This is a genomic window from Inquilinus sp. 2KB_23, from assembly GCF_052115705.1.
Classification (GTDB): domain Bacteria; phylum Pseudomonadota; class Alphaproteobacteria; order DSM-16000; family Inquilinaceae; genus Inquilinus; species Inquilinus ginsengisoli_A.
In genome coordinates this window covers 1-12,734 of the sequence record NZ_JBFRHF010000043.1, presented here as the reverse complement: position 1 = coordinate 12,734, position 12,734 = coordinate 1, and the positions used below count along the sequence as shown (strand labels likewise).

The window sequence follows — 12,734 nt, the reverse complement described above, 5'->3', positions numbered from 1 at the left end:
CCATCGTGGAAGCGCGGGCCGCTCGGCCGCCTCCCCTCACACCCCCCGCAGCGCCTCGTCGATCGCGGCGATGTGCGGCAGGCCGGCGGGGATCAGGTGGGTCAGCACGTTGAAGGCGTGGATCATGCCCGGCGCCAGGACGTAGGAGACCGGGATCTTCGCTTCCTTCAGCTTGCGGGCATAGACCCGGGCCTCGTCGCGCAGCGGGTCGCATTCGGCCGCCAGGATGAAGGTCTTCGGCAACCGCGGCGGCACCGGATGCAGGGTCGGCGAGGCCAGCGGGTGGTCGGCCGGCTCGTCCGGCCCGAGATAGCATTGCCGGAACCATTCCAGGTCGACCCGGTCCAGCCCGTAGCCCTCGCCGTAGTCCAGCACCGAATGCTGGCTCATGGTCAGGTCCAGCCAGGGGCACAGCAGGTAGGTCAGGGCGATGCGCGGCCCGTTCTCGGTCGCAGCCAGGCGGCTGATCGCGGCGGCCAGCCCGGCGCCCGCGCTGGTGCCGCCGACCATCAGCCGGCGCGCGTCGCCGCCGAAATGCGCGGCATGGTGGGCGGTCCACAGCAGCGCGTCATAGGCGTCGTCGATCGCTGCCGGGAACGGATGGTCCGGGCCCAGGCGGTAGCTGGCCGAGATCACCAGGGCCGGCGTGTTGGCGGCGATCCGCCGGGCCTCGTCCTCGCTCTCGTCGATACCGCCCATCACATAGCCGCCGCCATGGAAGTACAGCGCCACCGGCAGCGGGCCGGTGCCCGCCCCCTTCGGCCGCAGGATGCGCACCCGGCGCGGCCCGGCGCGGCCTTCGATCTCGTAATCCTCGGCCAGGTCCATCTCCGGCAACGGCGGCATCCGCGACAGCTTGAGCTGGCTGAACGTCGCCTTGGCCCGATCCGCTCCGATATCCGCCCAGGACTGGATGCTGGTCTCTTCCCGCCAGCGCTCCACCGCCGCCAGATACGCTTCGCAGTCGGGGTGCAGGATCATCAGCTTCTCCGGATCGACGAACACCGCCTTGGGGACGGAACACCGCCCTGGGGCGGTCATGCCAGAACGCTCAGCGCGCGACCATCGTTCCGATGACGGGCGCCCACAGCACGTCATCGATGTGATCGGCGCCGGTCGCAAGCATCACCAGGCGGTCGAAGCCTAGCGCGATCCCGCTGCAATCGGGAAGGCCGCCGCCACGGTCGGGATCGAGCGCCGCCAGGAAGTCCTCGTCGATCGGATAGCGCACGCCGTAGAGCTGCTGCTTCAGGTCCATGTCGGCCTCGAACCGGGCGCGCTGGGCCTCGACGTCGGTCAGCTCGCCGAAGGCGTTGGCCAGCTCCAGCCCGCCGACATAGAGCTCGAAGCGCTCGGCGGTGCGCGGGTCGTCCGGGTTGGGCCGCGACAGCGCCGCCATCGACAGCGGGTAGTCGGTCAGCACGCAGGGGTTGCCGAGGCCGAGCCGAGGCTCGATCCGCTCCAGGAACACACGGAAGAACAAGTCGTCCCAGCGGTCGCCGTCGCGGGCCGGGATGCCGATCGCGGTGGTCGCCGCGTTCAGAGCCGTGAGGTCCGGCGCCAGCGGGTCGGGCGCCGTCGCCAGCAGGTCGATGCCGGCGAATTCCTGGAACGCCTGCTGCACCGTCAGCACCCGCCATTCGGCGAAGGGGTCGCACTCCTGGCCGCGCCACGACAGCCGGTCTCGACCAGCCGCCTTTGCCGCGGCCTGGAACAGCGCCTTGCAGTCGTCGATCAGCACCCGGTAGCCCTCGCCCGCCCGGTACCACTCGATCATCGAGAATTCGGGATGGTGGGTGGCGGAGCGCTCGGCGTTGCGGAAGACGTGGCTGAGCTGGAAGATCCGCTCCAGCCCGGCCGCCAGCAGCTTCTTCATCGCGAATTCAGGGCTGGTGTGCAGGTACAGCGCCTGCGAATCGTCCGGATGCGGGCCGCGCAGCTCGGTCCGGAACGCCACTAGATGCGGCTCCAGCCCGGGCGAGACCTGCAGCGCCGGGGTGTCGACCTCGAGGAAGCCGCGCTCGGCGAAGACCCGCCGCACCGCCGCCGTGATCCGGGCCCGCGCCTCCAGATAGGGCCGCTTGCGGGCGTAGACGCCGCTCTGCCACCAGCGGCCGCGCAAGCCCCGAATGCCGGTTTCCGTCGCCATGTCGTCACCTGATCCTGCCATCGGCCCTTCGATAGCAGGTCGAGCGGCGCGGCGCAGCGGCCGCATCGCGCCGTCTCCCGCAGACTTCCGCCGACTCGACGTTGCCCTTGCCGGGACTTGCTGCTAGGGTCCGCGCCCATCGCGCCGCCTTTGTCGTGCCGCCCCGGCGCGCCAGTGGGGCGCGACACGCATTTCTGTCAGAAGATCCGCCATGAAGGTCAACGCCATCACGATCCGGCCGGGCAACGTCCTCGAGCACGAGGGCAAGCTGATGCTCGTGACCAAGATCGAGATCATCCAGCCGGGCAAGGGCAACGCCATCATCCAGGTCGAGATGAAGGACGCCCGCACCGGCACCAAGACGCAGCAGCGTTTCCGCACCCAGGAAACGGTGGAGCGCGCCCGTCTCGACGAACACGAGATGCAGTTCCTGTACCAGGAAGGCGATCACTACACCTTCATGGACAATGAGAGCTTCGAGCAGACCCAGGTCCCGGCCGACGTGGTCGGCGAACCGGCCCGCTTCCTGCAGGAAGGCATGGTCTGCACTGTGACCGTGCATGAGGGCTCGCCCCTCTCGGTCGAGCTGCCGCAGACCGTCACCATGACCATCAGCGAAGCCGACCCGGTGGTGAAGGGGCAGACCGCCTCCTCCTCCTACAAGCCGGCCCTGCTCGAGAACGGCGTGCGCGTCATGGTTCCGCCGCACATCGCCTCGGGCACCCGGATCGTCGTCAATACGGCCGACGGCACTTATCTCGAGCGCGCGAAGGACTGATACCCCCTTATGGCCGGACGTTCCCCCCTCATCACCGTCATGATCCGCGCGGCCCAGAAGGCCGGGCGCGGCCTCGTCCGAGATTTCGGCGAGGTCGAGAACCTGCAGGTCAGCCGCAAGGGGCCGGCCGATTTCGTCTCCGCCGCCGACCTCAAGGCCGAGGACACCCTGCGCCAGGAGCTGACCCGGGCGCGGCCCCGCTTCGGCTGGCTGATGGAGGAAGGCGGCGCGGTCGAGGGTGAGGACAAGGACCGGCGCTGGATCGTCGACCCGCTCGACGGCACCACCAACTTCCTGCACGGCATCCCGCATTTCGCGATCTCGATCGCGCTGGAGCAGGAAGGCGTGCCGGTCGCCGGCGTGATCTTCAACCCGGTGACGGACGAGCTGTACTGGGCGGAACGGGGCGTCGGCGCCTATCTCAACGACCGCCGCCTGCGCGTCTCCAGCCGCTCGAACCTGGCCGACGCGCTGATCGGCACCGGCATGCCGTTCAAGGGCCGCGGCGACAGCATCGGCTTCCAGCGCGAGCTGGCGATGATCATGCCCCATGTCTCCGGCATCCGCCGGATGGGGGCGGCGTCGCTCGACCTCGCCTATGTCGCCGCCGCCCGCTTCGACGGTTTCTGGGAGACGTCACTGAACCCGTGGGACGTCGCCGCCGGCATCGTGCTGGTGCAGGAGGCCGGGGGCTTCGCCACCGACATCGACGGCAAGAACCCGGCGCTGAAGGCCGACACGGTCGTCGCCGGCAACGCCCTGATGCACAAGACGCTGGCCATGGCCATCACCAAGGCCCGTGCGCCGCGCCCGCCGAAGGCCGCCAACGCCTCCTGACCCCGCTTGGCGCCTGACGTCGCTTGACGATTGTTTCGACCTACTCCGCTAGGCTATGGTCCGCCCCGTCGCGAGCGGGTGTATCATCGATGTTCCGTAGCGTTGAGAGGTTCGGCTTGACCAATCGGCGAGAGACCGGCCGGCGGGTGCGGTTGAGTGCAGCGGCCCTGCTGGTGCCGGTCGCCCTGCTGCTGGGCATTTCGGCGGCGGCGGCGCAGGATGCCGCCGGCGACCTGGTGCTCGACACCCGGATCCTGAGCGGTGGCGAGGCCCAGCGGCCGCAGCCCCTGCCGGTGCCGACCTCCTCCGGCCCGGTGACCGGCCCGATCCCGTTCCTGGAACCGTCGGTCCGGCAGGCGGGCATCCCGTCCCTGCCCCAGCTGCCCGACGCGCCCTCGTCCTACGACGCCGACGTCATGGTCAAGGGCGCCGGCTTTGCCGACCCGAACGTGAAGGTCGCGGCCATGCCGGAGATGGCGCCGGGCGACACCGTCGGCCTGGTCCCCGGCAACGGCTTCCGCATCCGCTTCGCCCCCGGCGTCGAGGAGATGGACACCACCGCGGGCGACATGCTGTCCGGCCTGTCCGAACGGCTGGTCGCCGACGCGACGAGCCAGATCGAGATCCGGGCCTATGCCGGGCCGAAGCCGGACCCGGCCGGTTCCCGCCGCGTCTCGCTCAGCCGGGCGCTCAACATCCGCGCCTTCCTGATCGACCGCGGCATCGACAACAAGCGCATCGCCATCCGGGCGCTCGGCAACACCTCGCCGCCGGACCAGCCCGCGGACCGCGTCGACCTCCGGATCCAGTGAAGGCGCCCTGATGTCGACCACCGCCCTGGCGTCCCGCCCGTCGTCGATGCGCACCACGATGTCCAGCCCGCGGCGGTATGTGATCCGGATGACGATCTTCGTCATCGTCGTCGCCATCGTCGCGGCCCTGCTGGCGCTCGGCGTGTCCTCCGCCTTCATGGCCAATCCGGCGCTGAACGGCGTGATTCTGTGCACCACCCTGTTCGGCATCGTCTTCTGCTTCCGCGCGGTGCTGAACCTCGAGCCCGACATCCGCTGGATCGAGGCCTATCTGGCGCAGCGCAACGGCGCCGGCCGGGTGCAGGCGCCGCAGCCGCGCCTGCTGGCCCCGATCGCCCGGGTGATCGCCGAGCAGCAGGGCGAGCTGAGCCTGTCGCCGCTGGCGATGCGTTCGTTGGTCGACGCCATCGGCGCCAGGCTGAGCGAAAGCCGCGAGATATCGCGCTACCTGATCGGCCTGCTGATCTTCCTCGGCCTGCTCGGCACCTTCTGGGGCCTCTTGGAGACGGTGCGGTCGGCCAGCGGCGTCATCGCCGGGCTGAACATGGAGGCGACCGACATCGGCGCCGCCTTCGCCAGCCTCAAGCACGGCCTCGAAGCCCCGCTGCAAGGCATGGGTACCGCCTTCAGCGCCTCGCTGTTCGGCCTGTCCGGCTCGCTCGCCCTCGGTTTCCTCGAGCTGCAGGCCAGCCAGGCCCAGAACCGCTTCTACAACGAGCTGGAAGACTGGCTGTCGGCCAACACCCGCCTGTCCGCCGGGCCGCGCGACGGTGGCGGCGGCGAGTTCGAGATGACGGAATCGGTGCTCCCCGCCTATATCCAGTCGGTGGTCGCCCAGACCGCGGAGAATCTCGATGCGCTGCGCCGCCTGACCGTCCAGGCGGATGAGGAGCGTCGCGGCCAGGGCGGCGCGCTCGGTGCCGTCGCCGGCCAGCTCGCCGCGATCGACGATCACCTGCAGGGCCAGCAGGCGCTGACCGCCCGCCTCGCGGAAACCCAGGCCACCACCGCCCTGGTGCTGACCCGCCTGGCCTCGACGCTCGAATCCGACCGCTTCGGCATGGACGAGCCGACGCGCCAGCACATCCGCAGCCTGGACACCACGGTCCGCCGGCTGATCGAGGAGATGTCGACCGGCCGGATCCAGCTGTCCGGCGAGATCCGGGGCGAGATCAAGCTGTTGGCCCGCACCATCGCCGCCTTGGCCGAAGGGCCCGAGGGGCGCTGACGCGGATGGCGATGCGCGGCCGTTACTCCTTCGGCGAACGCCGCCAGGTCGATGTCTGGCCCGGCTGGGTCGACGCGCTGTCGTCGCTGCTGATGGTCGTGATCTTCCTGCTGATGGTGTTCCTGGTCTCGCAGTTCTACCTGTCGACCATGGTCAGCGGCCGCGACGAGACCGTCGGCCGGCTGAACCGCCAGGTGTCCGACCTGACCGACCGGCTAGCGCTGGAGCAGGAGACCGGCCACGATTTGCAGACCCGCATCGCGCGGCTGTCGACCGACCTGGACGGCACCGCTCGGGAGCGGGCCGACCTCGGCAACCGCCTCGCCGCCGCCGAACAGGGCCGCGATGCGATCGACCGCCAGCTGCGCACCGCCCTGGCCCAGATCCAGACCCTGACCGGCGGCACCACCGACCGCGACGCCCAGCTGCAGGAGGCGGCACGGGTGATCCAGGACAACCAGGCGACGATTGAGCGGCAACGGCGCGAGCTGGCCCAGCTGCAGGCCGATGCGGCGACCCTGCGCACCAGCGGCCAGGATCGCGACCTGACCGTCACCAACCTCTCGACCGCGCTGGCGGCCAGCCGCAAGGATGCGTCGGATCTCGGCGCCACGCTGCAGCAGCGGCAGGCGGAGGCGACGGCCCTGGCCGCCGAGCTGGACCGCACCCGCACGGCGCGGGATCAGGCAACCCGGGACGCCCAGGCCGGGCAGGACCGCGCCAAGACGCTGGAGGCGCAGCTCGGCGACGCCAACAGCCGCATCGCCGCATCGCAGAAGGATGTGCAAGGCCTGACAGCGCAGCTCGGCGACGCCACCAGCCGCGCCGCCGCCTCGCAGAAGGACGTGCAGGACCTGACCGCCCGGGTCGAGCAGCTGAACGCCCGTATCGCCGATCTCAGCGGCACGCTGGACCGCGCCACCGCGGCACTGGCGACCGAGAAATCGACCAGCGACAGCGAGCGCAAGACCAGCCAGCAGCTGGCGACCGAGGCCGCGGCCCTGCGCCAGCAGCTGTCGCAGATCGAATCGACCCTGCGCGACTCCGAATCCACGGTCACCGCCAAGGACCTGGAGATCGCCAATCTCAACTCGCGGCTGAACCAGGCGCTGGTGCGCAAGGTCGACGAGCTCAGCCGCTCGCGCTCTGCCTTCTTCGGCAAGCTGCGCGACGTGCTGGGCGAGCGCCAGGATGTCCGCGTCGTCGGCGACCGCTTCGTGTTCCAGTCCGAGGTGCTGTTCCCGGTCGGCTCGGCCCAGCTGCAGGAGGGCGGCGAGCAGCAGCTGGCCACCTTCGCCGAGACGCTGAAGCGAATCGCCGCCCAGTTCCCGCCCGACGTCGACTGGCTGCTGCGCATCGACGGCCACACCGACCGCCAGCCCTTCAGCGGCAACGGCCCCTACGCCACGAACTGGGAGCTTTCGACCGCCCGGGCGCTGTCGGTGCTGAACTTCCTGGCGACCCAGGGCATCCCGCCGCAACGTATGGCCGCCGCGGGATTCGGCGAGTGGCAGCCGCTCGACACGGGCACCACGCCTGACGCCTATCGCCGCAACCGCCGCATCGAATTGCGCCTGGACCAGCGCGGCGACAGCAGCGCCGAAGCGCCTGCGACCGGACAGTGACCGGCTCGAAAAGCATTGCGTCGGATTTAACGCACCCGTAATCATCCGCGGACCCCGGGGCCGAGTCCCGGCAGGAAGTTGAAGGATGTGGAATGAAGAAGCTCCTGACCGGTGTGGCGACGGCTGCCATCGTGATCGGATCGATGCAGGGGGCGGCGCAGGCCGCCAATGTGCCGATCTGGATCGGCATCGGCTCGGCCGCGATCCTCGCCGCCGGCATCCTCGGCGAGACCTCCGATATCGGTGACATCCATGTCGGCAACGGCAACACCGACCTGCCGCTGTCGCTGACCGTCGGCGCCGGCTACTACAACATCCTGAACGACAAGGGCGACACCAGCCACACCGACCGCGACGACGGCGGCGCCGGCGTCGGCCGGGTCGAGCTGCGCTTCAACACCGAGTTCCTGCGCATCCGGCCCTTCATCGGCATCGAAGGCACCACCGATTCCGCCTCCTATATCTATGGCGGTGGCATGCTGGACGTGCGGTTCGGCGACCATTTCATCCTGTCGCCGAATGCCGCGGTGGGCGCCTATTTCAACGGCGACGGCCGCGAGATGGGCTCGACCCTGGAATTCCGGACCGGCGTCGAAGCGGCCTGGGAGTTCGACAACAAGATGCGGGTCGGCGCCGCCTTCCATCACATCTCCAACGCCGGCATCGGCGACATCAATCCGGGCGTGGAAGAGCTGACCTTCAACCTCTCGATCCCGCTGAACTAAGCGGCGGATCGCCCATCAGCCCGGGGGCGGAATTGCATTTCCGCCCCCGCCGGCTAGGATCGCTTTGTCGCGGGCCGGCCGACACCAAAGCTTCACACAACGGGTATAGGGTCCCGCGCGCCACGACTCCCGTGGATGCGAGAGGTCACCCATGACGATCAAGACCCCGGCGATCGCGATCTGCGCGTTCGCATTGCTCGGCACCGGCCCGGCCATGGCCGCGGACGTCGTCACCATCTACAGCGCCGACGGCCTGCATGACGGCACGCCGAGCTGGTATGGTGAGGAGTTCGACGCCTTCACCAAGGCCACCGGCATCAAGGTCCAGTACATCGAGGCCGGGTCCGGTGTCGTGGTCGACCGCATCGCCAAGGAGAAGGCCAACCCGCAGGCCGACGTCCTGGTGACCCTGCCGCCCTTCATCCAGAACGCCGCCGCCTCCGGCCTGCTGGAGCCTTATGCCGCCGCCGGTTCCGACAAGATCCCGGCCGCCGAGAAGGGCCCGAAGGACGCCTACCTGCCGCTGGTGAACAACTATCTGAGCTTCATCTACAACGGCTCGACCCTGGCCGATGCGCCGAAGACCTTCGCCGACCTGCTGGACGCCAAGTTCAAGGGCAAGATCCAGTATTCGACCCCCGGCCAGGCCGGCGACGGCACCGCGGTGATGATCCAGGCCTTCCATGCCTTCGGCGGCAAGGACGCGGCGTTCGACTACCTGCAGAAGCTGCAGGACAACAATGTCGGCCCGTCCTCCTCGACCGGCAAGCTGACCGCGCTGGTCAACAAGGGCGAGCTGTTTGTCGCCAATGGCGACCTGCAGATGAACATGTCGCAGATGGGCGACAACCCGAACATCCGGGTGTTCTGGCCGGCCGGCAAGGACGGCAAGCGGTCGACCTTCGCCCTGCCCTACTACGTCGCCCTGGTGCATGGCGCCCCGAACAGCGCCAACGGCAAGAAGCTGATCGACTTCCTGCTAAGTCGCGAAGCGCAGGAGAAGGTCAGCGCGGTCGCCATCGGCCTGCCGGTGCGCTCGGACGTCAAGCCCACCGACGACAACTACAAGAAGATCGAGCAGGCGCTGAAGGGCGTCGAGATCTGGACGCCGGACTGGACCGCGGTGCTGGCCGACCTGCAGGCCGACGTCGCGCGCTGGCACGACGTCACCGGCAGCTGATGACCGTCTCCTCCACCATGCTCGACGGTGTGCAGGACGCGCCGTCGGCACGGGCGGCGGCAGCGGTGGGCCAGGCCAGCAACAGCATCCGCTTCGACGGCGTCACCGTGGCCTATCGCGGCACGGTGGTGCTGGACCACCTGACGCTCGAGGTCCGGCCCGGCGAGATCCTGGCGCTGATCGGCCCCTCCGGCTCGGGCAAGACCACCGCGCTGCGCGCCGTCGCCGGCTTCGTCCGGCCGGCCTCGGGGCGCATCCATATCGGCGATGTCGAGGTCACCCATCTGCCGCCCTATGCCCGCGGCATCGGCATGGTGGTGCAGAACTACGCCCTGTTCCCGCACATGCGGGTCACCGAGAACGTGTCCTTCGGCCTGCGGGCGCAAGGCGCTTCCCGCGACCTGATCGCCGACCGGGTGCGCGAATGCCTGCGCATCGTCGGCATGGAGAGCTACGCCCACCGCTATCCGCGTGAGCTCAGCGGCGGGCAGCAGCAGCGCGTCGCCATCGCCCGGGCCCTGGCGATCCAGCCCCGCGTCCTGCTGCTGGACGAGCCGCTGTCGGCGCTGGACGCGCAGATCCGCCGGTCGATGGTGGAGGAGTTGGCGCGGCTGCACCGCGACCTGCCCGACCTGACCGTGCTCTACGTCACCCATGACCAGAGCGAGGCGCTGACCCTGGCCGACAGCATCGCGGTGATGCGCGACGGCCGGCTGCACGCCCATGGCCCGACCGGCCCGCTGTACCAGACCCCGCCCAACCGCTTCGCCGCCGAGTTCCTCGGCCGGGCGAACCTACTGCCGGTGGTGATCGAAGACGCCGGCTACGCCAGCCCGCTGGCGCAGGTGCGGATCGGCGGGCTGGTGCTCTCCGCCACCCCCAACCGGTCGCTGGACAAGGGGGCGCAGGCGCTGCTGTGCGTCCGCCCGCACGCGCTGTCGCTGTCGCCGCGGCCGGACCATGACAACGTCCTGCCCAGCACGGTGCGCGAGCTGCTGTGGCAGGGCGACCAGCATGTGGTGACGGTCGAGGTGGCCGGCACGGTGCTGCGCGTGGTCTCGGCGCCGCTGCGCCAGCCGCCGGCGATCGGCAGCACCCTCGATCTGCATTTCGCCGCGGCCGACGCCAGCCTGCTGCCCGACGAGGACCATCCGTGACCCAGGCCGTCGCCGGCCGGCCGCTGCCGCGCGCCCTGCCCGGCGCCGCCTCGCTGTGGGTGGTGCCGCCGCTGCTGGTGGTGGCCGCGCTCTTCGCCTATCCCCTGGCCCTGATCCTGCGCCAGGCGCTGACCGGCGACGGCGATGCCGCCAGCCTGGACCATTTTGCGGCGGTGCTCGGCACCCGCGCCTTCCGCAGCGCCCTGGCCAACACGGTCGAGATCGCGCTGGCCGCCACGGCCGGCTGCCTGGCGGTGGGCCTGGCCCTGGCCCTGCTGCTGTCCTTCGTGCCCTTCCCGGGCAGCGGGGCGGTGGCCCGGCTGGTCGACACCTTCATCGCCCTGCCGACCTTCCTGGTGACCCTGGCCTTCACCTTCCTCTACGGCTCGGCCGGCATGGTCAATGCCGGGCTGGTCGATATCTTCCACCTCGCCACACCGCCGGTCGACTTCCTGTACTCGCCCTGGGGCGTGATCCTGGCCGAGGTCACGGTCTACTGCCCCTTCGTGATGCGGCCGCTGATGGCCGCCTTCTCGCTGATCGACCGGGCGCAGATCGAGGTGGCGAGCAGCCTGGGCGCGCGGCCGGGCCGCATCATCCGCCAGGTGATCCTGCCCGCCGCCCTGCCGGCGCTGCTGGCCGGCGGCAGCCTGTGCCTGCTGCTGACGGTCAACGAGTTCGGCATCGTGCTGTTCATCGGCGCCAAGGGCGTGATCACCCTGCCGCTGCTGATCTACGACAAGGCGATCCAGGAGTTCGACTACACCGCCGCCTGCGTCATCGCTGTGATCAACGTCGCCCTGTCGCTGACCCTGTTCAGCCTCTACCGCCTCGCGGTCGGCAAGCTGGGGGGCCGCCATGCTGCTGTGGTCTGACCGCTCGCGCGCCGCGGCCTGGGCCCTGACCGCCCTGATCATCGGCGTGCTCTACGTGGCGCCGCTGGCGGTGATCGTGATGGCCAGCTTCGCCGGGCAGTGGAACGGCGTGCTGCCCAGCCTGCCGACCCTCGGCCACTATGCCGAGGCGGTGCAGGGCTCCTCCGGCGACCAGATCGTGGCCAGCCTGGTCACCGGCGCCGTGGCCAGCCTGGTGGCGCTGGCGGCCGGCACCTGGGCGGCGCTGGCGCTGCGGTCGCTGTCCGGCCGGCTGCGCCGGGTGCTGGAGCTGGTGTTCTTCCTGCCCAGCGCGGTGCCCTCGGTCTCGGTCGGGCTCGGCGTGCTGGTCGCCTACAGCCAGCCGCCGGTGCTGCTTAACGGCACGGTGGTGATCGTGCTGGTGGTGCATCTGGTGCTGATCTCGGCCTTCGCCTTCGGCAACGTCTCGGCCGGGCTGTCGCGGCTGGCGCCGGAATTCGAGCAGGTGGCGGAAAGCCTGGGTGCGCGGCCGGGCTTCCGGCTGCGCCACGTCACCCTGCCGCTGCTGATGCCCTACCTGCTGGCCGCCTTCAGCCTCAGCATCGCCCTGTCGATGGGCGAGCTGGGCGCCACCGTGATGGTCTATCCGCCGGGCTGGGTGACGCTGCCGGTCGGCATCTTCGCCCTGACCGACCGCGGCGACATCTTCCAGGGCTCGGCCCTGACCGTCCTCCTGATCCTGGAAACCCTCGCCGTCCTCGGCGCCGTGTCGCTGGTGCCGAAGAAGGCGGCCGGGCGGTAGGCTGGGGCTTCGCTGACCCTCCCTCGTCATCAACTCAGTTGATGTTCTTGTCTGAGTTTTGCGTTGGCGATGATGACGAGCTTGCGCATGAGGGCAGTGAGGGCGACGAGCTTCTTTTTGCCGTTGGCGAGGAGTTTGAGGAAGAAGGGCCTGAGTGTGGGGTGATGGTTGCTGGCGGCCATTGCGGCCATGAAGAGGGCGCGTTTGATCTCGGGCCTGCCGCCTTTGGTGCGTCGGTAGGCGTTGACGTTTCCGCTTTGCCGAGGGTGAGGAGCGAGGCTGGCGAGGGCCGCGGCCTGTCGTCGGTCGAGTGAGCCGAGCTCGGGCATAAGGGCGAGGAGATCGGCGGCGGTCTTGAAGCCGATGCCTGGGATGGAGGTGAGGATGTCGGCGTCGCGTTTGAGGGGTTGGGAGGCCTTGAGGATGGCGGCGATCCTGAGCTCGATGGCCTTGATCTGCCGGTCGATGCAGGCGAGGAGGTCGTCGAGGTGAGGGCGGACGGGTTCGGCACCGGGGGCCTGGCGTCGGTTCGAGAAGGCGGTGCGCTGGCGGACGAAGTCGTCGCGAGTGAGGACGAGGGCCTGGAG

The 12,734-nt window shown here is 69.8% G+C and carries 13 protein-coding genes; 10 read left to right on the top strand and 3 right to left on the bottom strand.

The features are described 5' to 3' along the window. Window positions 1-36: 36 nt before the first annotated feature. Both AB4112_RS34320 and epmA read right to left on the bottom strand, forming a co-directional pair. Window positions 37-1,041 (bottom strand): alpha/beta hydrolase, encoded by a 1,005-nt coding sequence (locus tag AB4112_RS34320; RefSeq protein ID WP_309799116.1) that lies wholly within the window; start codon window positions 1,039-1,041, stop codon window positions 37-39. Between the two features lie 10 nt (window positions 1,042-1,051). Next, window positions 1,052-2,149: an EF-P lysine aminoacylase EpmA gene (gene epmA, locus AB4112_RS34315; RefSeq protein WP_441726750.1), complete on the bottom strand. Its 1,098-nt coding sequence runs from the start codon at window positions 2,147-2,149 to the stop codon at window positions 1,052-1,054. 211 nt (window positions 2,150-2,360) lie between these two features. On the opposite strand from epmA, the gene efp reads away from it, so the two are divergent. The 10 genes from efp (at window position 2,361) to AB4112_RS34265 (ending at window position 12,147) form a co-directional block, all read left to right on the top strand. After that, complete coding sequence (gene efp, locus AB4112_RS34310; RefSeq protein WP_309799113.1) at window positions 2,361-2,927, top strand: elongation factor P; 567 nt, start codon at window positions 2,361-2,363, stop codon at window positions 2,925-2,927. A gap of 9 nt (window positions 2,928-2,936) precedes the next feature. Next, the gene (locus tag AB4112_RS34305; RefSeq protein WP_441726747.1) at window positions 2,937-3,764 is read left to right on the top strand and encodes an inositol monophosphatase family protein; all 828 of its coding nucleotides are present in this window, start codon (window positions 2,937-2,939) and stop codon (window positions 3,762-3,764) included. Between the two features lie 116 nt (window positions 3,765-3,880). After that, a complete protein-coding gene (locus tag AB4112_RS34300) occupies window positions 3,881-4,576 on the top strand; it encodes an OmpA family protein (protein ID WP_441726744.1) in 696 nt (231 codons plus the stop codon). Window positions 4,577-4,586: 10 nt separating this feature from the next. Next, a complete protein-coding gene (locus AB4112_RS34295; protein ID WP_309799107.1) occupies window positions 4,587-5,804 on the top strand; it encodes a flagellar motor protein MotA in 1,218 nt (405 codons plus the stop codon). 11 nt (window positions 5,805-5,815) lie between these two features. Beyond that, the gene (locus tag AB4112_RS34290) at window positions 5,816-7,429 is read left to right on the top strand and encodes a peptidoglycan -binding protein (protein WP_441726742.1); all 1,614 of its coding nucleotides are present in this window, start codon (window positions 5,816-5,818) and stop codon (window positions 7,427-7,429) included. A gap of 92 nt (window positions 7,430-7,521) precedes the next feature. Then, window positions 7,522-8,154 (top strand): acyloxyacyl hydrolase, encoded by a 633-nt coding sequence (locus AB4112_RS34285; protein ID WP_441726739.1) that lies wholly within the window; start codon window positions 7,522-7,524, stop codon window positions 8,152-8,154. A gap of 151 nt (window positions 8,155-8,305) precedes the next feature. Continuing rightward, on the top strand, window positions 8,306-9,334 hold the full coding sequence (locus AB4112_RS34280) for a 2-aminoethylphosphonate ABC transporter substrate-binding protein (RefSeq protein WP_441726736.1): 1,029 nt from the start codon (window positions 8,306-8,308) through the stop codon (window positions 9,332-9,334). After that, window positions 9,334-10,491 carry an ABC transporter ATP-binding protein gene (locus tag AB4112_RS34275; RefSeq protein WP_441726733.1) on the top strand — a complete coding sequence of 386 codons (1,158 nt, stop codon included), beginning with the start codon at window positions 9,334-9,336 and terminating at the stop codon, window positions 10,489-10,491. The genes AB4112_RS34280 and AB4112_RS34275 overlap by 1 nt, the downstream gene beginning before the upstream one ends. Next, window positions 10,488-11,366, top strand: coding sequence for a 2-aminoethylphosphonate ABC transporter permease subunit (locus AB4112_RS34270; RefSeq protein WP_441726730.1), 879 nt, complete (start codon window positions 10,488-10,490; stop codon window positions 11,364-11,366). Before AB4112_RS34275 ends, AB4112_RS34270 begins: the two co-directional genes overlap by 4 nt. Then, a complete protein-coding gene (locus tag AB4112_RS34265) occupies window positions 11,350-12,147 on the top strand; it encodes an ABC transporter permease subunit (protein ID WP_441726727.1) in 798 nt (265 codons plus the stop codon). Before AB4112_RS34270 ends, AB4112_RS34265 begins: the two co-directional genes overlap by 17 nt. A gap of 29 nt (window positions 12,148-12,176) precedes the next feature. Here the strand turns inward: AB4112_RS34265 and AB4112_RS34260 are convergent. Continuing rightward, the coding region (locus AB4112_RS34260) for a transposase (RefSeq protein ID WP_441726724.1) at window positions 12,177-12,734 on the bottom strand (558 nt) is incomplete at its 5' end.

Excerpts from the sequence above, each read along its gene's own strand:
- AB4112_RS34295 (WP_309799107.1), top strand. The coding sequence starts at position 4,587 with ATGTCGACCACCGCCCTGGCGTCCCGCCCGTCGTCGATGCGCACCACG.
- AB4112_RS34305 (WP_441726747.1), top strand. The coding sequence starts at position 2,937 with ATGGCCGGACGTTCCCCCCTCATCACCGTCATGATCCGCGCGGCCCAG.
- epmA (WP_441726750.1), bottom strand. The coding sequence starts at position 2,149 with ATGGCGACGGAAACCGGCATTCGGGGCTTGCGCGGCCGCTGGTGGCAG.
- efp (WP_309799113.1), top strand. The coding sequence starts at position 2,361 with ATGAAGGTCAACGCCATCACGATCCGGCCGGGCAACGTCCTCGAGCAC.
- AB4112_RS34265 (WP_441726727.1), top strand. The coding sequence starts at position 11,350 with ATGCTGCTGTGGTCTGACCGCTCGCGCGCCGCGGCCTGGGCCCTGACC.
- AB4112_RS34280 (WP_441726736.1), top strand. The coding sequence starts at position 8,306 with ATGACGATCAAGACCCCGGCGATCGCGATCTGCGCGTTCGCATTGCTC.
- AB4112_RS34290 (WP_441726742.1), top strand. The coding sequence starts at position 5,816 with ATGCGCGGCCGTTACTCCTTCGGCGAACGCCGCCAGGTCGATGTCTGG.
- AB4112_RS34285 (WP_441726739.1), top strand. The coding sequence starts at position 7,522 with ATGAAGAAGCTCCTGACCGGTGTGGCGACGGCTGCCATCGTGATCGGA.
- AB4112_RS34275 (WP_441726733.1), top strand. The coding sequence starts at position 9,334 with ATGACCGTCTCCTCCACCATGCTCGACGGTGTGCAGGACGCGCCGTCG.
- AB4112_RS34320 (WP_309799116.1), bottom strand. The coding sequence starts at position 1,041 with ATGACCGCCCCAGGGCGGTGTTCCGTCCCCAAGGCGGTGTTCGTCGAT.